Annotated in this window: 17 protein-coding genes; 9 read left to right on the top strand and 8 right to left on the bottom strand. The window is 40.8% G+C overall.

Translation table 11 applies throughout. The features are described from left to right. Positions 1-16: 16 nt before the first annotated feature. Positions 17-1,120 carry a hypothetical protein gene (locus D1013_RS17945; protein ID WP_121850136.1) on the bottom strand — a complete coding sequence of 368 codons (1,104 nt, stop codon included), beginning with the start codon at positions 1,118-1,120 and terminating at the stop codon, positions 17-19. 257 nt (positions 1,121-1,377) lie between these two features. Between D1013_RS17945 and D1013_RS17940 the strand changes: the two genes are divergently transcribed. The 7 genes from D1013_RS17940 to D1013_RS17910 all read left to right on the top strand — a co-directional run bounded on the left by D1013_RS17940 (position 1,378) and on the right by D1013_RS17910 (position 10,481). Continuing rightward, complete coding sequence (locus D1013_RS17940; protein ID WP_162987945.1) at positions 1,378-1,794, top strand: HYC_CC_PP family protein; 417 nt, start codon at positions 1,378-1,380, stop codon at positions 1,792-1,794. Between the two features lie 108 nt (positions 1,795-1,902). Further along, positions 1,903-4,245 (top strand): multicopper oxidase domain-containing protein, encoded by a 2,343-nt coding sequence (locus tag D1013_RS17935; RefSeq protein ID WP_121850134.1) that lies wholly within the window; start codon positions 1,903-1,905, stop codon positions 4,243-4,245. A 17-nt stretch (positions 4,246-4,262) separates the two neighbouring features. Then, a complete protein-coding gene (locus D1013_RS17930; protein ID WP_121850133.1) occupies positions 4,263-4,727 on the top strand; it encodes a DUF305 domain-containing protein in 465 nt (154 codons plus the stop codon). Beyond that, positions 4,724-5,290, top strand: a complete 567-nt coding sequence (locus D1013_RS17925; protein WP_121850132.1) for a helix-turn-helix domain-containing protein — start codon at positions 4,724-4,726, stop codon at positions 5,288-5,290. The genes D1013_RS17930 and D1013_RS17925 overlap by 4 nt, the downstream gene beginning before the upstream one ends. A 72-nt stretch (positions 5,291-5,362) precedes the next feature. After that, the gene (locus D1013_RS17920; RefSeq protein ID WP_121850131.1) at positions 5,363-7,849 is read left to right on the top strand and encodes a heavy metal translocating P-type ATPase; all 2,487 of its coding nucleotides are present in this window, start codon (positions 5,363-5,365) and stop codon (positions 7,847-7,849) included. A gap of 13 nt (positions 7,850-7,862) precedes the next feature. Continuing rightward, positions 7,863-10,103: a TonB-dependent receptor gene (locus D1013_RS17915; protein WP_121850130.1), complete on the top strand. Its 2,241-nt coding sequence runs from the start codon at positions 7,863-7,865 to the stop codon at positions 10,101-10,103. Between the two features lie 21 nt (positions 10,104-10,124). Beyond that, entirely contained in the window at positions 10,125-10,481 is a 357-nt protein-coding gene (locus D1013_RS17910; RefSeq protein ID WP_121850129.1) for a heavy-metal-associated domain-containing protein, read from the top strand. 466 nt (positions 10,482-10,947) lie between these two features. Here the strand turns inward: D1013_RS17910 and groL are convergent, their stop codons facing one another. From groL to miaB, 7 genes are all read right to left on the bottom strand, one after another. Then, the gene (gene groL, locus D1013_RS17905; RefSeq protein ID WP_121850128.1) at positions 10,948-12,579 is read right to left on the bottom strand and encodes a chaperonin GroEL; all 1,632 of its coding nucleotides are present in this window, start codon (positions 12,577-12,579) and stop codon (positions 10,948-10,950) included. A 112-nt stretch (positions 12,580-12,691) separates the two neighbouring features. Then, the gene (locus tag D1013_RS17900; RefSeq protein WP_121850127.1) at positions 12,692-12,970 is read right to left on the bottom strand and encodes a co-chaperone GroES; all 279 of its coding nucleotides are present in this window, start codon (positions 12,968-12,970) and stop codon (positions 12,692-12,694) included. A 145-nt stretch (positions 12,971-13,115) separates the two neighbouring features. After that, the gene (gene secG, locus D1013_RS17895; protein ID WP_121850126.1) at positions 13,116-13,478 is read right to left on the bottom strand and encodes a preprotein translocase subunit SecG; all 363 of its coding nucleotides are present in this window, start codon (positions 13,476-13,478) and stop codon (positions 13,116-13,118) included. A gap of 7 nt (positions 13,479-13,485) precedes the next feature. Then, complete coding sequence (locus tag D1013_RS17890) at positions 13,486-14,409, bottom strand: DUF8458 domain-containing protein (protein ID WP_121850125.1); 924 nt, start codon at positions 14,407-14,409, stop codon at positions 13,486-13,488. Positions 14,410-14,433: 24 nt separating this feature from the next. Continuing rightward, positions 14,434-14,949 (bottom strand): LptE family protein, encoded by a 516-nt coding sequence (locus D1013_RS17885; RefSeq protein WP_121850124.1) that lies wholly within the window; start codon positions 14,947-14,949, stop codon positions 14,434-14,436. A gap of 23 nt (positions 14,950-14,972) precedes the next feature. Beyond that, positions 14,973-16,241 (bottom strand): sigma-54 interaction domain-containing protein, encoded by a 1,269-nt coding sequence (locus D1013_RS17880; protein ID WP_121850123.1) that lies wholly within the window; start codon positions 16,239-16,241, stop codon positions 14,973-14,975. A gap of 75 nt (positions 16,242-16,316) precedes the next feature. Next, on the bottom strand, positions 16,317-17,762 hold the full coding sequence (gene miaB / locus D1013_RS17875) for a tRNA (N6-isopentenyl adenosine(37)-C2)-methylthiotransferase MiaB (RefSeq protein ID WP_121850122.1): 1,446 nt from the start codon (positions 17,760-17,762) through the stop codon (positions 16,317-16,319). A gap of 276 nt (positions 17,763-18,038) precedes the next feature. On the opposite strand from miaB, the gene D1013_RS17870 reads away from it, so the two are divergent. Continuing rightward, positions 18,039-19,331 (top strand): LVIVD repeat-containing protein, encoded by a 1,293-nt coding sequence (locus D1013_RS17870; RefSeq protein WP_121850121.1) that lies wholly within the window; start codon positions 18,039-18,041, stop codon positions 19,329-19,331. A 119-nt stretch (positions 19,332-19,450) separates the two neighbouring features. Then, positions 19,451-21,928, top strand: a complete 2,478-nt coding sequence (topA, locus tag D1013_RS17865) for a type I DNA topoisomerase (protein WP_121850120.1) — start codon at positions 19,451-19,453, stop codon at positions 21,926-21,928. Positions 21,929-21,994: the final 66 nt, after the last annotated feature.

Genomic DNA, 21,994 nt, shown 5'->3' with positions numbered 1-21,994 from the left:
CTTTCTTTAGTAGATTTTATGGTTGAATCTTTACATCGAACATAATATAATCGTTGTTATCATACCCTGGTTCAACAGCTGTTATCTTAATAAGGCCTTTTTTGCCGTAATTGTCAACAAACTCTATAACGTCTCCTGCATTCATACTATTGAATTCTGGAAAAGTCGACTTCTCAATAGTTTCAAGGTCTTCAGCTAGTACGATTGCATCAAATTCAGTACTTGTTTTTGCGGAAAGATTAAAATACATTTCGTTCAATTCTTCATCTTCTACGCCCTCTTCTGCTTCAAACCCTTCTACATCAAAAGGGAAAGCTGTTTTATAATAGGCAGTAGAGGCAAAAGAAGCTTTGTCGTCGTTAGTGTAAAAATATCCGAAATCCCAGAAGGCACGAAATGCAGCGCCTTTTTCCTCGTCGTCAACATTTCCATCTACAATTTTGTAAACAGAACCATCAAGAAAAGAGAAGAAGGATTCCGTTCTCCCATCTTCGGCAGGAGCAAATAATTTTATATCGGTGAAATGGCGTACCTCTGCATCCGGGTTATTTCCGTTACCAACGGTTACCGTAATGGTTCCAACACCTAAGGCTTGTCTTTTGGTAGGATCCCTAAAATCTCCTTTTCCAGTGGTAGTCCAAAAACTATACACAATTTCGCCATTATCAATATCAGGAACCGGAAGGTTAAAAGTAAAGTCGATTTCTTTTTTAGTAGCCCCATCCAAATCAATAGAACCATCAGCTTTAAGCGCCTTTTTTAAATCGTCGCTATCCAAATTAAAATTGTTAAAGGGCATATCACCGCCCCCTCCTATATTTTGGGTGATATACATTCTTCGTTGAGTGGTCGCCGTAGAAGTGAAAATAACACGGCCAGGTACAACGCCACCGGCTTCACCACTGGCATCGGCCACAAAAATATCATTTGAAGGATCCCCTTCGTTAAAGACCAAGGTAGCTACATCATCGACTTCTTCTTCGGGGTCGTCTTCATTTTCTTGCCCCGTATCAGGGGTGTCAAATACATTTCCGTCATCTTTGCTACAACTTTGAGTGCCAAGAACCATAGCGAAAACCATAGTACTTAGGGCAACTCTTGAGAGTAATGTTTTTTTCATAGTATACGATTAAGTTTTATTTTCATTTGGGTTTGCCAAAACCTTCTCTGGTTCGGGCGTTCTTACATAACTTTCAAACCTGTTTTTAAGTATCTGAAATTTCTTAAAATTTTCTTAATAACATGGCTTGAGACTAGCTAGACTTGTTGAATTAAGTTGTTTATTTTCAATTATTTGTTTGTTGTTTGTAGGGTTTTGAAAATTCGATAAAATGCAAGAAAAACAATAGGCTTGTTTTATTTTCTTAATTTTGCAGTATGAAAGAATTTTTACATCGCATTTTTTCATGCTGCATGGCATTGCTTTTGTTGCTTTCCACCACATCGTGGAAGGTAGAAAAGCATTATTGCATGGGAAGGTTGATGGATTTTTCTTTATTCAGTCAAGTAGATGACTGCGGAATGGATATGGATTTTGGTGATAATCAAGATTCCGTCGAACAATCTGAAGATTCTTGCTGTAGTGATGAAACCATTTCTATGCAGGGTCAAGATGATTTGTTAAAGGGGTTTGATCAAATTGGTACTCCCCAAAAAGTATTTCTGACCGCTTTTATTTACTCTTACATTTCACTTCTAACGGAGGCCGAAACTCAAAATAGGCCTTTCGATTTGTATCCACCTCCCTTGCTGACCAAAGACATTCATTTGGTCAATGAGGTCTTTTTGATTTGATTTTTACGGCATTTAGAAAACAATCGTCCGGTTTATTCGTGACGGTGTTTTTGTGTATTTCAGATTTTCTGGGATTAAGTTAAATGTTCATGAAAATAAAATCGATATATGCTTTTCATATTATACGATCTACTGCAAAGATTTAAAAATTTAAGTCCTTTGGTTTTTCTTGTAATCCCCTTGGTTTCCATTCAAGCGCAAGATACTAAAGGCCCTATTCAAGAGTACAATCTCGTTATTGACCATGAAGAGGTTCAAAAAACAGGTAAAAGTGCGATGGGTATGACCGTCAATGGTAGTATACCTGGCCCCGTACTCGAATTTACCGAAGGTGATACCGCTGTTATTCATGTAAAGAACAACATGAAAGTTGAAACCTCTATACATTGGCACGGTATTCTTCTGCCAAATTACCAAGATGGAGTGCCCTATTTGACAACCCCACCGATTGCACCCGGTACTACCTTTACTTATAAGTTTCCGATCAAGCAGGCCGGAACCTACTGGTATCACTCGCACACCATGCTTCAAGAGCAAAGTGGCGTTTATGGTGCCTTTGTTATACATCCCAAAAAAGAAGAGAAGCAATATGACAGTGAATTGGTTCTGTTGTTGTCAGACTGGACGGATGAAAAACCTAAAAGTGTTTTGCGTAACCTCAAGAGGGGTACTGAATGGTACCAAGTCAAAAAAGGAACATCAACACCCTTGAACCGGGTGATTGGTCAAGGAGGTCTTGGAGCGCAATTTAATTTTTGGAAACAGCGAATGGAAGGGGCCGATATTGCCGATGTATATTATCCAACCTTCTTGATAAATGGAAAACAACAGCAGGAATATCCTTCGTTTTCACCCGGCGAAAAAATTCGACTACGAATTATAAATGGTAGCGCCTCCACAATGTTTTGGATGACGTTCGGGGGAGAGAACCCTCAGTTGATTTCGGCCGATGGTCTTGATGTACAACCGGTTGAAAAAAACAAAACCTTTATCGGTATTGCCGAAACCTATGATTTCATTGTTACAATTCCTCAAAAAGAACGTGTTGAGTTTCGTGTAATGGCACAAGACGGGTCGGGTACGGCATCTGCTTTTTTAGGTCAGGGAGAAATTCTAAAAGCTCCCGTAGTACCTCGGCCCGATAAGATTGCAATGATGAAGCACATGGCCCAGATGGATATGAAAATGGGGGCTCCCGCACTCAAGTTTAGGCCTAATAAAGATGAGCGTTTCGAGATGAAGAAAGAATACGGTATGAAAATGGACCATGCCGCTATGTCGTTGAAAAGTGAAGATAAGCCCCAAGATTCAACTAAAATGAAAGGGCATCATGAAATGCATCAATCGATGGACGATTCTTCTCAGGATATGAAAATGGATCATAGTCAAATGGGGCATGCTATGGGCATGAACGCACCGAAGAAAGGTATGTCTATGAAAATGAATACAGAGTATACCTATGATTATTTGAAGTCTCCTGAGCCTACTAATTTTCCTGAAGGGGCAGAGGTACGAGAAATTCTTCTAAACCTTACCGGTAATATGAACCGCTATGTTTGGAGTATGAACGGTGTGCCATTGGCTGAAACCGATAATATAAAGATAAAAGAAGGTCAGGTTACGAGAATTACTTTCAACAATATGACCATGATGCACCACCCTATGCATTTACACGGGCATTTTTTCCGGGTCCTTAATAAAAATGGTGCTTATTCACCTCTGAAACATACGGTGAACGTTCCACCGATGGAAGAGGTAACCATTGAGTTTTTTGGAGATGCTTATGGTGACTGGCTACTTCATTGCCATGTGCTTTACCATATGATGAGTGGTATGACAAGAATTTTCAGTTACGATACGCCAAGGGATGTTCGAATGAAAAATTACCCGGCATCTAAATTGATTGATGAAACCAATCGATATTATTCGTGGGGAACGGTCGGTCTTGCTTCGCACAGGGCAGAATTAAATTACTTGTCCTCGAACATTCGAAATCAGTTCAATTTAAATGTTGAATACGGGTGGAACGAAAATTTGGAGGCTGAGGTGTCATATGAAAGGTATCTATTCGATTATCTACGTGTGTTTGGGGGTGTGAATATCGAAAACGAGTCGCACGATAATTTAGAGGATATTACAACGACTGCGATAGCTGGCGTAAGGTATTTAACGCCGTATCTTTTTAATCTAGATGTTCGCATAGATAATAAACTCAGGCCGCAAATAGGCTTGCAGCGTGAATTGATGATTTTCCCAAGAACTCTACTTTTTGGTGAGTTCGAGTATCAGGCCGATTTTGGTTGGGTAAATGACTTGCCCTTCGATGATAGTTTTCAAAATGAGATAGTATGGAATGCCGGACTGGAATATCTCTTATCTAGAACTTTATCATTGGAGGTTAGCTATGATAATCGATTTGGGGTCGGCGGAGGTCTTTCGGCGAGATTCTAACTTTAAATCTATTTACTATGGAAAAATCAGAGAAAACATACTTAAAATTCTTGATGATGTTAGCTGCATCGTTTATCACGATGTACGTGACCATGTACCTTAATACTTATAAAATAGACCATGTTTATTTTAGTATGACCCGTTTTTACATGACCTGTATGGGCATTTCTACTATGGCTTTGGTAATGTTCTTTTTTATGAAAGGTATGTATAAAAATAAATTGTTGAATAGAATTATCATCACAAGTAGCCTTGGGTTGTTCGCTGTATCGCTGTTCCTGGTGAGAAAGCAAAAGCCCATTGGTGATTTACTTTGGATGAAGGCTATGATTCCACATCACTCGATTGCTATTCTTACCAGTGAAAGGGCCAATATTCAAGATTCAGAGGTTAAAGCCTTGGCAAATGATATTATCAAGGCCCAAAAAAGGGAAATTGATGAAATGAAACAGATGATAGAAAGACTCGAAAAACAAAAATGAAAACGGTTCTACATATTAAAAACATGGTCTGTGATAGATGTAAATTAAGCGTGTCGCAGACCCTAAACTCGATAGGGCTTGAAGTTGATTCTATCGATTTGGGTATGGTTATTATTATACATTCAGGGGCATTAAATCTTGCTTTGGTCGATAAAAAGTTGAGAGCAACGGGTTTTCACTTGATTGCACAAAAAGATGAGGTGCAGATAGAATTAATAAAGGCTGCTTTAATTGATTATGTCAACTCAGATAGAGAGGCGGAAGAATTGAATATATCAGATTATTTAGCTCAAAGAATGGCTCGAGACTATTCATATCTGAGCAAATTGTTCAGCAAAAAAGAGGCAACATCGATAGAGAAGTATGTAATAGGGCTAAAATTGGAAAAAGCAAAAGAACTGATTCAAATGAATGAATTGAATTTCTCTGAAATAGCCTACTCGCTCGGCTACAAGAGTAGCAGTCATTTGGCCAAACAGTTCAAGATAAATGTAGGTATGTCTATGACCCAATACCGTTCAATGGGTGAATGGCATCGAAAGCCGCTTGACCAAATTTTATAAATCTTATCCAGAACTGTACAAAGCTGCTAATGCTGGTAATTATAGTTTTGGATAAGTATTTATTTAAATATTATGAAACAGACTTATCATATTCACGGAATGTCTTGCAATGGCTGTAAAAAGCATGTTGAGCAGATATTGTCAAAAGTTGAGGGCGTTGAAGACGTGGTGGTCGATTTAAGTAAGTCGGAAGCCACAGTTAATACTAAAAAGCCAATCCGTTTTAAAAGACTTGAAAAGGCCTTTCAAGAAGATGGGGGCGGGTATGAGATTTATAAAGAAAAGAAGCAACATAAGTCTCAAAAGTCAAAACCAAAAAACGGAAACGGAGTTTTCTATTGCCCGATGCATTGCGAGGGTGATAAAACATATGAGGCTGCTGGCGATTGCTCGGTATGTGGAATGGATTTGGTGGAACAGGCTACCCTACCTACCAATAACCAAGTCTACACATGCCCGATGCATCCCGAAATAGAAGAAGATAATCCTGGAGATTGCCCCATTTGCGGAATGGATCTGGTGCCAAAGGAAGCCGATGTTTCCGCAGAAGAGGCAAATTACCGAAAACTACTTAAAAAGTTCTGGATCGCATTGGCCTTTACTCTTCCCATTTTTATCATCGCTATGTCCGAAATGATCCATGATAATCCGTTGTACGATATCATGGCATTGAAGTATTGGAACTGGGTTCAATTCGCGTTTTCGTTACCGGTAGTATTTTATGCCACATGGATGTTTTTCGAGCGCGCCTATCGCTCATTGGTCACTCGGCATTTGAATATGTTTACGCTCATCGGGTTGGGTGCTTCTGTTGCTTGGGTCTTCAGTTTTTTCGGTATGCTTTTTCCTGATTTTTTTCCGGAGCAGTTTAAAACGGATTCAGGTACGGTACATGTCTATTTTGAGGCAGCTACCGTTATTTTGACCTTGGTACTAATGGGCCAGGTTTTGGAGGCAAGGGCCCATAGCAAGACCAATTCGGCTGTGAAAGAGCTGCTAAAATTATCTCCTAATCAGGCAGTTCGTCTGGTCGATGGGGAAGAGGAAACCGTTTCCATAGAAAAAATAAATATTGGAGACCTTCTACGTGTTAAGCCGGGGGATAAGATTCCCGTAGATGGAACTTTGACCAAAGGTTCCAGTTCGATAGATGAATCGATGATTACGGGAGAACCTGTTCCCGTTGATAAATCTGTGGGTGATCAAGTCAGTGCCGGTACCATCAACGGTAATCAGTCTTTTGAGATGAAAGCTGATAAAGTGGGGGCTGATACGCTTCTTTCACAGATTGTAGAAATGGTCAATGAGGCGAGTAGAAGCAAAGCACCCATTCAAAAACTGGCCGATAGAATATCGGCTTACTTTGTTCCTGCGGTAGTTGGGGTGTCGATAATCACTTTTGTGATTTGGTCGGTTTTTGGCCCTGAACCCAGCTATGTGTACGCTTTGGTAAATGCTATAGCCGTGTTGATTATTGCCTGCCCCTGCGCTTTGGGGTTGGCGACCCCCATGTCGGTTATGGTAGGTGTCGGTAAAGGGGCCCAGAATGGGGTTCTTGTCAAAAATGCCGAAGCCTTAGAAAAAATGCATGAAATAGAATATCTCATTGTAGATAAAACAGGAACCATAACCGAGGGAAAACCGTCAGTAGAAAAAGTGGGTTCTTTCAATGATGAATATAGTAGCGAAGATACATTGAAGTTAATTGCCAGTTTGAACCAAATGAGTGAACACCCCCTTGCCGAAGCTACTGTTAAGGCTGCAAAGGACGAGAATATTCAATTGTTAGATATTGATGATTTTGACTCAGTGAGCGGTCAAGGGGTTAAGGGTTTAGTCGATGGAAAAAATATAGCTGTGGGTAACCATGCCTTAATGAAAAGTCTAGAAATTGAAAACGACAGTGAGCAGATTTCTCTAGCTAGAAAAGAACAGGAAAAGGGAAAAACCGTCTCTTTTTTGGCGGTAGATGGTAAACTTATAGGGTATGTTTCCATAGGTGACCGAATAAAAGATACGAGTACAGAATCAATTCGGTTGCTGCAAGAGGAAGGCATAGAAGTAGTAATGCTTACGGGTGACAATCCCTATACGGCTCAAAAGGTGGCCGAGGAAGTGGGCATATCTTCGTTTAAAGCTGAAATGATGCCCGAAGACAAGTTGAACGAAGTCAAAAGACTTCAAAATGAAGGTAAAAAAGTGGCGATGGCAGGCGATGGTATAAATGATGCCCCCGCCTTGGCCAAAAGTGATGTAGGTATCGCGATGGGTACCGGTACCGATGTTGCCATACAAAGTTCTCGGATAACTTTGGTGAAGGGTGACTTGAACGGTATCGTCAAGGCTCGTAGGTTGAGTAACTCAACCATAAAAAATATTAGACAGAACCTATTTTTCGCATTGATATATAATACGATAGGGGTTCCAGTTGCCGCCGGCGTGCTTTACCCGGTATTTGGCATTTTGTTATCGCCAATGCTGGCAGCTTTGGCAATGAGCTTTAGTTCGGTTTCGGTCATTGCCAATGCATTAAGATTAAGAACGGTAAAACTTGATTAGATAGATGAGTTATATGTTTAGATGTGCGGTCGTTTCAAGTGCAATCTTTTTTTCCTCTTTGGGATTTTCACAGGAGAAAGTGAAGGGAAAGGTGCTTGAAAAAAGTAATGCCGAAAGCGAATTGTCCCTCTCCGGTGCAAGTGTTTATTGGATGAATTCCCAAACAGGAACTGTTACCGACGATAACGGTTCTTTTGAGATAGAGTATACAGGTGAGTACAAAAGGTTGATTGTTAGTTATATGGGTTTCGAATCGGATACCCTGACCATAAATGAACCCAAAACAGTATCCATCAGGTTGAAAGCGTCCAATGAGTTGAACGAGGTGGTCGTCGAACAAAAAAGGGATGCCACCGAAAAAGCCTTTCTGACCCCACAGAATGTGGTGACCATCAATAGTGCCGAGCTTTTGAAGGCAGCTTGTTGCAATTTGGCCGAAAGTTTCGAAACAAACCCATCTATTGACGTGAACTTATCAGACGGTCTTACCGGTACAAAACAGATTCAGATGTTAGGGCTTACAAGCCCCTATCTTTTGATTACCCAAGAAAATATACCGATGGTAAGAGGTGCTTCGCAGGCCTACGGACTCACTTTTACCCCGGGCACATGGATCGAGAGTATTCAAATATCAAAGGGGGCCGGTAGTGTGGTGAATGGCTATGAAAGTATATCCGGCCAAATAAACACCGAATTGGTAAAGCCTTTGACCGATAATGAGCTCTTCGTAAATGGGTACGGCAACCAAAATGGGCGTTATGAGCTGAATACCCATTTAAATAAAAAGTTGACCGATAAGTGGAGCACCGGTCTATATATTCATGGTAATAAGCGTAGCCAAAGAGAAGACAATAATGGCGATGGTTTTTTGGATGCTCCTCTTGCCGATCAAATCAATATTATGAACCGTTGGCAATTTCAAGACCCGGAAAAGGGTTGGGTAAGTTTTTTCAACGTTCGTTTTTTAAATGACGAAAAGCAAATCGGCCAATTAGATTACGAGCCTGAACTTCATAACAACGGGTCAGATGTTTGGGGTGGTGAAATCGATACGCGAAGATTCGATTCTTCTGTAAAAGTAGGATATGTTTTTCCGAACCTTCCTTTTCAAAGCATCGGTTTTCAGGCTTCTTATAGCAATCATTTACAAGATTCTTATTTCGGAAAGAGAAGCTATAACATAGGTCATGAAAGTATATATACCAATCTTATTTTCAATTCTATTGTCGGAGATACCAGAAACAAGTTCAAAACAGGATTGACCTTTGCTTACGATGGTTATGACGAACAGGTGAGCATTGATGATTATTCCAGAAGTGATCGATCTGCAGGGGCGTTTTTTGAATACGGTTATGAAAACTTGGAAAAACTTAGTTTTACCGCGGGTCTAAGAATAGATACGCACAACAGATTAGGTACTTATATAACCCCAAGGTTTCATTTGAGATATACGCCTTGGGAACGAGCAAGCCTGAGAGGGTCTTTTGGTAGAGGAAAAAGGGCCGCCAACATATTTACAGAAAACCAACAGCTCTTTTCAAGTGCTCGAAGAATTGCGATTACCGATACTGGTGGAAGTGTTTATGGGTTAGACCCAGAAGATGCCTGGAATTATGGTGCAAGCTTTCTTCAAGGCTTTACCTTTTTAGGTAGGTCGGGCAACATTTCTATAGATTTTTATAGAACCGACTTTAAGAATCAGGTAGTGGTCGATTGGGAAGACCCGCAAGAGGTATCGTTTTATAACCTTGAAGGAGATAGCTTTAGTAATAGTTTTCAGTTTGAGATAGATTATGAGTTGGCGACCAATTTTGAAATACGTACCGCATATAAGTACTACGATGTAAAGGTCGATTATCGCCGCGGAGAGTTACAGAAACCGCTTCAGGCCCAAAATCGTTTTTTTGGTAACCTTGCCTATGAAACGAACCTAAAGAATAATGGGGCGCAATGGCGTTTTGATTTTACGCTGCATACATTCGGGAAACAACGTTTGCCCGATACGAGCAGTAACCCTGAAAGCTATCGCTTTGAAGAGTTTGCTTCGCCCTATTCAAACATGAATGCCCAAATTACCAAAGTGTTCAGTAAGAGTTTTGAGGTTTATGTGGGGGGTGAAAATTTAGGCAACACCACGCAGCAGGTTCCCGTGCTGGGGGCCAACGATCCTTTTGGACCGTATTTTGATACCAGTATAGTATATGCACCCATTATGGGAAGAATGTTCTATGCGGGCTTTAGATATAGAATTTGATAACTAAATTATAATTAAACAATGAGAAAGATTCTTGTAGTAGTAATCTTGGCCTTGGTCTCTCAAATGGCCGTGGCACAAGAAAAGAACAAAAAGGTTGAAATGCAAGTGGCCGGTAAATGTGAAATGTGCAAGGCCAGGATTGAAAAGGCCGCTCTTGGTGTAAAGGGCGTCAAATATGCTCTATGGGATGTTCCTTCGCATCAATTGTCATTAGTTCTTGATGAACGCAAAACTAACCCGATGCAAGTGAAAATGGCACTGGTAGAAGTAGGCCATGATACGAAAGAACTAAAGGCCACCGACGAAGCTTATAATAGCGTGCACCCTTGCTGTCAATACAGAGAAGATAGTAATGACGATAGTGGTCACCACTAATGTAATTTATTGATATTTAATAGTTTGAATTCAGTGTTAAATTCTTCATAATTAAATATGGGAGATTCAAAAACAGCCTACATTTAATCAAAATTTAATACTGTCAAATTATGGCAACATCAAAGAAACCGGCTCCTGCAGCCGCTGCCAAAAAAGTAGCTCCAAAGGCTGCTAAGAAGGCACCTTCTAAAAAGAAGTAATTATGATGGCTCTTGCTATTGAGCCCAGAAATAGGAAATGAAACCATCTCGAAAGAGGTGGTTTTTTTATTTTTAGTGTGGTTGGAGAATTAGATCCCCCAATCCGAGGCTGTCTCGAGAAAGGAATGCAAGTAGGCGAGTATGCAAAGACTTTCAAAAGATAAATACGTCGCAAACAGTTTGAAAACTCCAGTCAATATTGTAAAAGAAAAAAGCCGTTCCAAAAATCTTGGAACGGCTTTTTGTTTTATAGAAAGATGATTGAATTACATCATTCCTGGCATTCCGCCACCACCCATTGGAGGTGCAGCAGGAGCGTCTTCTTTAATGTCAGTCAAAGCACATTCGGTAGTCAAGATCATTCCGGAAACAGATGCAGCGTTTTCAAGGGCTACACGAGTTACTTTCTTAGGATCGATAATACCGGCCTTCAACATTTCTACATATTTTTCAGACTTGGCATCGTAACCGTAATCAGCTTTTCCGTCAAGAATTTTGGCAACCACTACAGAGCCTTCACCACCAGCATTTTCAACGATGGTACGAATAGGAGCTTCAATAGCGCGGGCCACAATCTGTAAACCTGTTTCTTCGTCAGAATTCTCAACACTAACTTTGCTCAATACAGTTTTGGCACGAACCAAGGCAACACCACCACCGGCAACAATACCTTCTTCAACAGCCGCTCTAGTGGCGTGAAGGGCATCATCAACACGGTCTTTCTTCTCTTTCATTTCAACTTCAGAAGCGGCACCTACATAAAGTACGGCAACACCACCGGCCAATTTGGCCAAACGCTCTTGAAGTTTTTCCCTGTCGTAATCAGACGTGGTAGTCTCGATTTGAGATTTAATTTGGTTCACACGGCTTTTGATGTCTTTTTGCACACCACCACCATTTACCACAGTTGTATTGTCTTTATCAATAGTCACCTTTTCGCAAGTACCCAACATATCGATAGTAGCGTTGTCTAGAGAGAAACCTCTTTCTTCAGAGATGACGGTACCACCGGTCAAAATGGCGATATCTTCTAACATGGCCTTTCTTCTATCACCGAAACCAGGAGCTTTAACAGCTGCGATTTTCAATGAACCTCTCAATTTGTTAACTACCAAAGTAGCAAGAGCTTCGCCATCTACATCTTCGGCGATAATCAATAAAGGCTTACCAGATTGGGCAACAGGCTCCAATACAGGTAACAAGTCTTTCATTGAAGAGATTTTCTTGTCGAACAAAAGAATATAAGGATTCTCTAAGTCGGCAGTCATTTTCTCTGAATCGGTTACAAAGTAAGGAGAAAGATAACCTCTATCGAACTGCATACCTTCAACAACATCAACATAGGTATCGGTACCTTTGGCTTCTTCAACGGTAATAACACCTTCTTTACCAACTTTGCTGAAAGCTTCGGCGATCAACTCACCGATAGTCTCATCATTGTTAGCTGAGATAGAAGCGACCTGCTTAATCTTTTCAGAAGAATCACCTACTTTTTTAGATTGCTTTGCAAGATTCTCTACAATAGCTTCAACGGCTTTGTCGATACCTCTTTTCAGATCCATAGGGTTAGCACCAGCAGCAACGTTCTTCAAACCTTCTTTTACGATAGCTTGGGCAAGAACAGTGGCCGTAGTTGTACCGTCACCGGCAAGGTCATTGGTTTTAGAAGCAACTTCTTTCACCATTTGCGCCCCCATGTTTTCCAATGCATCGGCAAGCTCGATTTCTTTGGCTACGGTAACACCATCTTTGGTTACTTGAGGAGCACCGAAAGATTTGCTGATGATTACGTTTCTACCCTTGGGGCCCAAGGTTACTTTTACTGCATTTGCCAATGCATCGACGCCTCTTCTGAGGCCATCGCGAGCATCGATATCAAATTTTATGTCTTTTGCCATAATTGTTTATAGTTTTAAAATGAACTCCTTAGTATCAGATGAAAAAAAATCCTTTCGGACAATAATTCGTTACTACGGAATCTATATTTTGATTTAGTGTGTGAATTGAAATTTAGATAATTGCCAAAACGTCACTTTCGCGCATCATTAAGTAATCGGCGCCTTCCAGTTTTAGCTCCGTACCGGCATACTTGCCGTAAAGAACGGTATCACCAACTTTTAGTGTCACCTTTTCGTCTTTGGTGCCAGGGCCAACAGCAACAACTTTACCTTGCTGAGGCTTCTCTTTTGCGGTGTCTGGAATGTAAATACCGGACGCAGTTTTGGTCTCGGCTGCCATTGGCTCTATTAGAACTCTGTCGGCCAATGGTTTAATGTTGACTTTTGCCATATTTTTAGTTTTTAGTTTGAAATAATATTAATCTCGTATCCTCTTTGGCAGAAATTATGCCATGTACTAAAAACTGACACTTTGTTAAAGCAAAAATGCCAGCTTGTCATTCAAGCTGGCATTTATATAGTTTTTTGGGTAAATATTATAAACTGTCAGATGGGGTAGTAGCCGGAGCAGGTGCCTCTTCTGGCAATGATTCGGGCACTGTTTCTGGTACCGTGGTTTCTATATCGTCACCATTCAATAATTTAGAATCACTGGTTCCAAAGTTGCCTTTCAGTGCAATATTGGATGCCAAAATGAGAACGACCAAAAGAATGGCCAACGTCCATGTACTTTTATCCAAGAAATCTCCTGTCTTCTTAACTCCACCAACAACTTGACTGCCTCCGCCACCAAAAGATGAAGATAATCCGCCTCCTTTAGGGTTTTGGACCATAATGACCAATACCAACAAAAAGCATACGATGATAATAAGGATCAAAAAAATGGTAAACGTGCTCATAACTTCCTTACTTGTTATCCGATTGAATTCTTTCCACCGCTTTAATTCGGTCTGCAAAGAAACCACTTTTTTCCGGATATTTCAAACTTAAAATTTTGTATGCCTGAATGGCCTTTTTATACTTTTTTTGTTCGAGATAAACCTTCGCCAAAGTCTCGGTCATCAGCTCTTTTTTATCCAATTTTACCGACTCTGATATAGCTACTTTGGGCACATCTTCTTTTGGGGTAATCTTAGGGTTATCGGCAATGAACTTATCTATCAAATCGAATTTTTTCTTCTTAAGAACGTCTTCTTCTAAAGGAAAGTCGATAGCCTTCGCCTCTTCAGTAGGAGGGTTTTTGGGCTCTTTTTTACGGTCTACCGATTTAAAAGCGGTCAATTGTAACCATTCGCCAAAAGAATATTTTTCCCTTTTGGTAAAAGGTAGTGGTTGGCCCATTTCTAACTCTTTGGCCGCTTTGGCTTTCGATTCTTCTATCTCTCGATCGATCTTTGGATCTTTTGATGCGAATAGTTTTGGGTCGAGAATGGTTTCCGCCTCTTCTTTTGATAGTGGGAGGGAAGTATTCTTGTTTTCTTCTTTCGAAACGGAAGGTGCTTTTTCTACTTTAACTTCTTCCGAAACAATTTCGGTATCTTCCAATGCCGTGCTTTTTCCGGAAATGGTATCGGCTATGGCATTCTGTAAAAATTCTTCGGATGTGATAAAGTCGAAGAGAACATCTCTATCTGCGGTATAGGCAGCGGTCATTTTGAGGGCATTGTTATATTTGAAACTATTCAAATTTTTCAACCCTTTCAAATGAATGGCCCGTGCGGCCTGAAAATAGGGGTATTCTTCCAATACATCTTCCAATTGTTTGGTCTGTACCGGGTTGACCACCTTTTTCGGGTGCTGTAAGAGATATGTAAAATCTTTTACGTTCATTTTAGTGTTGCTGCGAAGCCCATTTTACCAATCGGCCAGCGATGCATTAAAAATATCTTGTGTTATCCTTTCAAAAATGACTTCGAGGGCCTCATCTTTAACGGCCGATAATTGTACGTTATCAGGGTAATCATAAAAAAACGAGAACCGCTGATCGAAGTCGGCATCTTCTTTAGTTTTGTTGTAAAACCTCACCTTAACGGCCATTGAAAGCCTGTTCTGTGCGGCGGTTTGCTGAGCGGTGGCACTCATGGGCGAAATACGGTATTCTACAATTTCTCCTTCGTATAAAAGGTCACCGTTCGATGAGGTAAGGTCGAGGCTCGTCTGGTTTAATATACGATCTTGTAAGGCTAACGTGAAATCGCGTTCAAGACCGGGCTCGAATGTAGACCCGGGGCTTTGGGTAGCATAATTTTGAAAGGTAGGTACGGTAAAAGTCGTAGCCGTGCCGACATTGCCCCCAGTGAAATTATAAACGCCACATCCGTTCAAACATAGTAGTAGGATTAGGCCGATAAAATAAAAAGGTTTCTTCAAGACTTTGTTCTCTTTGGGTTTTTTTAAAGGTCGTATTGCTTGATTTTTCTATATAAGGTGCGTTCAGAAATACCCAGTTCTGCAGCTGCCGCTTTGCGCTTGCCCCTGTTTCTTTCGAGTGATTTTTTAATCAGTTCAACCTCCTTTTCCTGTAAAGATAAGGTTTCTTCTTCCTCGATTTCCTCAGCAAAATGGTACTTATCCTCAACTGTTGGTCGACTAATGGGCTGGTCTACCTTGGGCTCCGGTAGGTGTAGCACTTCAAGGGCATTTCTATCAACATCTTCAATATCCTCGCCATTTTCGCCGTAAATTTTTCTAATAAGCCCTTCGTTTTCTTCTTGAACCTTTTCGCCATCATTGCTCTTCATCAACTCAAGGGTGAGTTTTTTTAGGTCGTTAAGGTCGCTTTTCATGTCAAAAAGAACCTTGTACAAAATTTCGCGCTCATTGCTAAAGTCACTTTCCGCCTTTTTCTGGCCGACCACTGCTGGCAGATTGGTGCTACCGGCATTGGGTAGATAAGTATTTAAGGTTGACCATGAGACCATTCTGCTTTCTTCGAGCACTGAAATCTGTTCTGCAATGTTTCTTAGCTGCCTGATGTTTCCCGGCCAGCGATATTTTAATAAAAGTTGAACGGCATCATCTTCAAGTCTAATGGTAGGCATTTTATATTTCTGTCCAAAATCAGAAGCGAATTTTCTAAAAAGAAGATGAATGTCATCTTGCCTGTCTCGCAAAGGTGGAATGTTAATTTCTACCGTACTTAACCTATAATAAAGGTCTTCGCGAAATTTTTCTTTTTTGATGGCCTCGAACATGTTCACATTGGTGGCAGCAACAATACGAACGTTCGTTTTTTGAACTTGTGAGGAACCAACTTTTAAAAACTCTCCATTTTCAAGAACCCTCAAAAGCCGCACTTGCGTAGTCAGCGGTAGCTCACCCACCTCGTCTAAAAATATAGTGCCGCCATCAGCGACCTCGAAATAACCACTTCTGGTTTGCGTTGCACCGGTAAATGCCCCTTTTTCGTGACCAAAAAGTTCACTGTCGATAGTGCCTTCGGGTATAGCCCCACAGTTAACAGCGATGTATTTGGCATGCTTTCGGTGCGAAAGAGAATGTATTATTTTAGGAATAGCTTCCTTACCTACACCACTTTCGCCTGTTACCAAAACCGAAATATCGGTAGGTGCCACCTGTACCGCTTTTTCTATCGCTCTGTTCAGCTTGGGGTCGTTTCCTATAATCTCGAAACGCTGTTTGATAGCTTGTACACTTTCCATAGTATCTTAAAATCCGTTTCTCTAAACGGAAGTCTTTAGTTGAATGGGGCTATTGTAATAAATTGTCCCATTTAATTAGTTGTTGTGTGAAAGGCCTACCGCTTCACCGATTAGTGTGGCCGAGGTGCAATCATCCATTCTGACCATAACGAAATCACCCACTTTATAATTCTCTTTTGGAAATACGGCTACCGTATTCTGTGATGTGCGGCCCATCCAATGCATATCGGATTTTTTGGAAGTTCCCTCAATAAGTACTTCTTGAGTTTCTCCAACGTTTCGTTGAATACGCTCTAAAGAATGCCTTTGTTGTAGGTCTATAATTTCGGTGAGTCTTCGTTTTTTGACCTCGTCGGCCACATCATCTTCCAGTTTTCTGGCGGCAAGTGTTCCCGGTCTTTCTGAATAAGCAAACATAAACCCATAGTCGTATTTTACATATTCCATTAACGTCAAGGTGTCTTTATGATCGTCTTCGGTCTCGGTCGGGAACCCGGTAATCATATCTTGAGAGATGGCACAATCGGGTATGATCGCTTTGATGTTGTCAATCAGTTCAAAATATTCTTGACGTGTATGAAGGCGGTTCATAGCCTTTAAAATTCGATCACTGCCACTTTGAACTGGTAAATGTATATAGTTGCAGATGTTTTCGTATTTGGCCATAGCTCGAATCACGTCAAGCGTCATATCTTGCGGATTTGAGGTGGAGAACCTAATGCGTATTTTTGGTTGGGCCAAGGCTACTTTCTCAAGTAATTGTGAAAAATCTACCGCTGTAGCCTTTTGCATATCGGAAGCTCCTTCAAAATCTTTTTTAAGCCCACCGCCATACCAAAGATAACTATCGACGTTTTGACCCAAAAGGGTTATCTCTTTGAAGCCTTTTTCCCAAAGTTCATTGACTTCGTTGATAATAGATTGTGGATCTCTACTTCGTTCTCGTCCTCTAGTGAATGGTACCACGCAGAAGGTACACATATTATCACAGCCCCTGGTAATCGAAACGAAAGCAGTTACGCCGTTTGAATTAAGGCGTACCGGGGCAACATCGCCATAAGTCTCATCTTTAGAGAGTATAACGTTAACGGCATTTCGCCCTTCATCGATTTCCTGTATGAGGTTGGGTAGGTCTTTATAGGCATCGGGGCCAACGACCATGTCAACAATTTTTTCCTCCTCTAAAAATTTATGTTTCAGGCGTTCGGCCATACAGCCGAGAACGCCAACTTTCATGTGAGGTCTTTCTTTTTTTACGGCATTGAACTTTTCGAGTCGCTTTCGAACGGTTAACTCTGCCTTTTCCCTAATAGAACAGGTGTTGACCAAAACAAGGTCAGCCTCACTCAGCTCTTGAGTAGTGTTAAAACCTTCTTTTGATAGAATAGAGGCTACGATTTCACTGTCAGAAAAATTCATTTGACAGCCATAGCTTTCTATATAAAGCTTTCGACCATTATTGGATTTGTCGACTAAAGAAAGGGTTGAGCCCTGAATTGATTCGTCAATTGTCTTTTCCATAACCACATAAAATACGGGCAGCAAATATAGGGCTTAAAACTGGCAAGTGACAAATTGACAGTGAATTTTAATACTATTTTAGATGAATGTAAAAAGGTTGATTAGCCATCTCGGTCTATGCCTTCTTGATAAGATTTGCCCGTAACTTCATTTTGAATCTAATAAAAGGATTATGCTTTTGGTGGGTTAACAGTTATTTCTTTATCAAATCGTTGAAATGCACGCAACTTTTCTGTGAAAAAGGCATCTATCTGTTAAACAAACCAATAGATACCTATGAAAAAGAACATCTTGCTATTCGTTATAGCGTTATCATCAATTATGGTTTCGTGTATCGACGACGATTCCATTTCTGGTAAACGCGAATATCTCGTTGCCGTGCCCTTAACTTCCGATTTACGCCAATTTAAAGAAGAAGCGATCGATATTAGCGAACCGGAACCCATTCAACAATCGGGAAAGATTTATGCTTACAAGAATTTCGTTTTTGTAAACGATGTGTACCGGGGTTTTCATATTATCGATAACAGTGACCCCTCAGCACCGGAAAATGTTGGGTTCATTAAGCTAGAGGGTAATAATGATATCTCGGTTAAAGACGATAGGCTTTATGCCGATAGCTATGGTGATTTGGTGATTTTCGATATATCGGATATCGAGAATATTCCGGCTGCCAAACGTATTGAGAATGCTATTTATCAGCAATTTTGGTGTACGGTAGGGTTTGATGTAGATTGGCCCGAGGCCGACCTTTATGATTATTCTGAATTTGATGTGAACAATGAGGCTATTGTAGGTTGGGAAGTTAAACGCGAGATTCTTTCTGAAGAAGAATTTATGGAAAAATCGGGTTATGGACGAGTTAGTGAAGACCTTGCTTTTAACTCGGGTGCTGAATCGGCCTCCTCTGATTCTTCAACTGGTCAAGGAGGGTCTTTGGCACGATTCAAAATTGTTGGTGATTACCTTTATGCCGTTGAGTGGGGTAGTATCAGTATTTTTGATATTTCAGATCTAGATAACCCGAAAACTTTAGACGATGTCTATACCAACGGTGCTGTTGAAACAATTTACAACCAAGGTGATATTCTTTTCTTGGGGGGTACCCAAGGCATGTATATATATGATATCACTTCGCCTGATAAGCCTGTTTTTGTTTCCGAATTTATACACGGTACGGCATGTGACCCTGTCGTCGTAGACGGTGATTATGCATATGTGACCCTTAGGGGCGAGAATTCATGTGGAAATACTGAAAGCGGACTGTATATTGTTGATTTGACAAATTTGGCCGAGCCTAAACTTGAAAAATTTTACTCATTGACGGGGCCTTATGGTATCGGTTTTAAAGATGATAAGCTTTTTGTTTGCGATGGAGCTGACGGTCTAAAGGTGTATGATAAAAGCAATATTCAGAACCTCACTTTGTTAAATCACTTTAAAGATATTGTTACCTATGACGTTATTCCCCTTCAGAATTCATTATTGATGATTGGTAACCAAGTACTCTATCAATATGAGTATCTAGAGAACGATATTGAGCTATTAAGTAGTTACAGTTTGAACTGACTCTTGGCAATAATTCTGTCTAACGCCCCGTTTTATCGGGGCGTTTTTCTTTTATGAAATCCGTTCTGTGGGGGCGAATTAAAATTTTCAATTACTTTTGTTGCATCAAAAAACCATTAATGGCCAAGAATTTAGTTATAGTAGAGTCGCCCGCGAAGGCAAAGACCATCGAGAAATTTCTCGGAAGTGATTATAAGGTCGAGTCAAGTTTTGGGCACATTGCAGATTTACCTTCAAAAGAACTCGGCGTAGATGTCGATAATGATTTCGAACCCAAATATATCGTTGACAGCGATAAAAAGGCACTTGTCAAAAAATTACGTGATTTAGCAAAGAAAGCAGAGACCATATGGCTTGCAAGTGATGAAGACCGCGAAGGAGAAGCCATATCATGGCACTTGGCCGAAACTTTAAAACTCGATAAGAATAAGACCAAGAGAATAGTATTCAACTCGATTACCAAGAGTGCCATTCAAAAGGCTATCGAAAACCCAAGGTCTATCAATTATAATCTCGTAAATGCACAACAGGCCAGACGCGTATTGGATCGTCTGGTAGGTTATGAGCTTTCTCCTGTACTATGGAAGAAAATAAAACCTGGCCTTTCGGCTGGGCGTGTACAATCGGTAGCCGTTCGATTGATTGTCGAAAGGGAAAGGGATATTGAAGCATTTACCCCGGAAGCCTCTTTTAGAATTGCAGCAGAATTCAAGACTTCAGAAGCAAATGTTTTCGCTGCCAAGCTCAATAAAACCTTTGCTTCAAAAGAAGAAGCCGAAGCTTTTCTGAAACAAAATATCGGTGCTGACTTTTCGGTGGGTAGTTTAGATAAGAAACCGGCCAAAAAATCACCGTCCGCACCCTTTACCACTTCTACATTGCAGCAAGAGGCATCTAGAAAGCTATACTTTTCTGTTTCTAGAACTATGCAGGTAGCGCAGCGTTTATACGAGGCAGGGCTTATTACTTATATGAGAACCGATAGTGTTAACCTTTCAAGTGAGGCCATCAACGCTGCTAAAGAAGCCATTGTTCAGAACTATGGTGAAAAGTACAGTGAGGTCAGAAATTTTAAGGGTAAGACCAAGGGAGCGCAAGAAGCGCACGAAGCTATTCGACCTACTGATATAACCAATCAATCTCCTTCTTTGGAGCGTGATCAAATGAAATTGTACGAGTTGATTTGGAAACGTACCATTGCCTCTCAAATGAGCGATGCCGAGTTGGAACGTACCAATGTTAAGGTTGTTGCCAACACGCATTCCGAACAGTTCAGTGCTAATGGTGAGGTCATTAAGTTCGATGGTTTTTTAAAGGTTTATTTGGAAAGTGTCGATGAAGAAGATGTAGAGGAGCAAGAAGGAATGCTGCCGGCCATGAAAGAGGGCGAGGCATTGACCAATAATTATATAACGGCAACAGAGCGTTTTACACGTCCGCCATATCGTTTCACAGAGGCCTCCTTGGTAAAGAAACTAGAAGAGTTGGGTATTGGTAGACCATCTACCTACGCCCCGACCATTTCTACCATTCAAAACAGAGGTTACGTAGAAAAAGGAACTATAGATGGTACGGAACGAAAATATGCTCAACTTCTCTTGGAGTCGGGCGCGGTAAAGGAGAAACAACTTTCTGAAATGGTAGGTTCCGATAAAGGAAAATTGGTTCCGACCGATATAGGTATGATAGTCAATGACTTTTTGGTAAGTCATTTCGCTAATATTCTTGATTATAATTTTACGGCCAAAGTCGAAGAAGATTTTGATGAAATCGCCGAAGGAGAAGAAGACTGGCAGAAAGTAATGCAAGCTTTTTACAAAGATTTTCACCCAACGGTGCTTGACGTTCAAGAAAATGCCGACCGGGCCAGTGGTGAACGCGTTTTGGGTGAAGACCCCAAATCGGGTCGTCAGGTTTCGGTGAGGTTGGGTCGTTTTGGCCCTATGGTGCAGATAGGTACGGTCGATGATGAAGAGAAACCACAGTTTGCCAGTCTGTTGCCTGATCAGTCGTTAAATACCATCACTTATGAAGAGGCGATGGAGTTATTTAAACTTCCTAGAAAACTAGGAGTATATGAAGGGGAAGAGGTTGAGGCGAATGTTGGTAGATTCGGACCGTACGTTCGATTCGGAAAAAAGTTTGTTTCCTTGGATAAGGGAGAAAGCGCCTTTGATGTCGATTTTGAAAGGGCGGTAGAGCTCATCAAGGCAAAACAAAAGGCCGATGCTCCTATTTATGAATACGAAGATAAAGAGGTTACGAAGGGTACCGGTAGATTCGGCCCTTTCATTAAGTGGGATGGCATGTTCATCAATGTGAACAAAAAATATGATTTCGATAACCTTTCTGAAGCTGATATTATTGAACTGATCGAAAACAAAAAGCAGAAAGAAAAAGAAAAGGTCGTTCAAAATTGGGAGGAAGAAGGTATACGAATTGAAAAGGCGCGATGGGGCAGGCATAATATTATTAAAGGAAGAACGAAAGTAGAACTGGCCAAAACCGTTGATGCGGCCAAAATGTCTTTAGATGAAGCAAAAGCTCTAATTGAGGCGAAGGTACCTAAAAAGAAAACCAGGGCAAAGAAGAAATAAGCTGGTCGTAGGGCTTGCTATTGTTTTAACGACAGGGTCATGATATTTTTCATGGCCCTTTCGTTG

Origin of the sequence: Euzebyella marina (assembly GCF_003687485.1) — a bacterium.
Lineage (GTDB): Bacteria > Bacteroidota > Bacteroidia > Flavobacteriales > Flavobacteriaceae > Euzebyella > Euzebyella marina.
Note: the sequence above shows the minus strand (reverse complement) of the source record. Positions and strands in the feature narration are given on the sequence as shown.

Excerpts from the sequence above, each read along its gene's own strand:
- D1013_RS17945 (WP_121850136.1), bottom strand. The coding sequence starts at position 1,120 with ATGAAAAAAACATTACTCTCAAGAGTTGCCCTAAGTACTATGGTTTTC.
- D1013_RS17940 (WP_162987945.1), top strand. The coding sequence starts at position 1,378 with ATGAAAGAATTTTTACATCGCATTTTTTCATGCTGCATGGCATTGCTT.
- D1013_RS17910 (WP_121850129.1), top strand. The coding sequence starts at position 10,125 with ATGAGAAAGATTCTTGTAGTAGTAATCTTGGCCTTGGTCTCTCAAATG.
- secG (WP_121850126.1), bottom strand. The coding sequence starts at position 13,478 with ATGAGCACGTTTACCATTTTTTTGATCCTTATTATCATCGTATGCTTT.
- miaB (WP_121850122.1), bottom strand. The coding sequence starts at position 17,762 with ATGGAAAAGACAATTGACGAATCAATTCAGGGCTCAACCCTTTCTTTA.
- D1013_RS17915 (WP_121850130.1), top strand. The coding sequence starts at position 7,863 with ATGTTTAGATGTGCGGTCGTTTCAAGTGCAATCTTTTTTTCCTCTTTG.
- D1013_RS17925 (WP_121850132.1), top strand. The coding sequence starts at position 4,724 with ATGAAAACGGTTCTACATATTAAAAACATGGTCTGTGATAGATGTAAA.
- D1013_RS17900 (WP_121850127.1), bottom strand. The coding sequence starts at position 12,970 with ATGGCAAAAGTCAACATTAAACCATTGGCCGACAGAGTTCTAATAGAG.
- topA (WP_121850120.1), top strand. The coding sequence starts at position 19,451 with ATGGCCAAGAATTTAGTTATAGTAGAGTCGCCCGCGAAGGCAAAGACC.
- D1013_RS17930 (WP_121850133.1), top strand. The coding sequence starts at position 4,263 with ATGGAAAAATCAGAGAAAACATACTTAAAATTCTTGATGATGTTAGCT.
- D1013_RS17870 (WP_121850121.1), top strand. The coding sequence starts at position 18,039 with ATGAAAAAGAACATCTTGCTATTCGTTATAGCGTTATCATCAATTATG.
- D1013_RS17880 (WP_121850123.1), bottom strand. The coding sequence starts at position 16,241 with ATGGAAAGTGTACAAGCTATCAAACAGCGTTTCGAGATTATAGGAAAC.
- D1013_RS17920 (WP_121850131.1), top strand. The coding sequence starts at position 5,363 with ATGAAACAGACTTATCATATTCACGGAATGTCTTGCAATGGCTGTAAA.
- D1013_RS17890 (WP_121850125.1), bottom strand. The coding sequence starts at position 14,409 with ATGAACGTAAAAGATTTTACATATCTCTTACAGCACCCGAAAAAGGTG.
- D1013_RS17935 (WP_121850134.1), top strand. The coding sequence starts at position 1,903 with ATGCTTTTCATATTATACGATCTACTGCAAAGATTTAAAAATTTAAGT.
- groL (WP_121850128.1), bottom strand. The coding sequence starts at position 12,579 with ATGGCAAAAGACATAAAATTTGATATCGATGCTCGCGATGGCCTCAGA.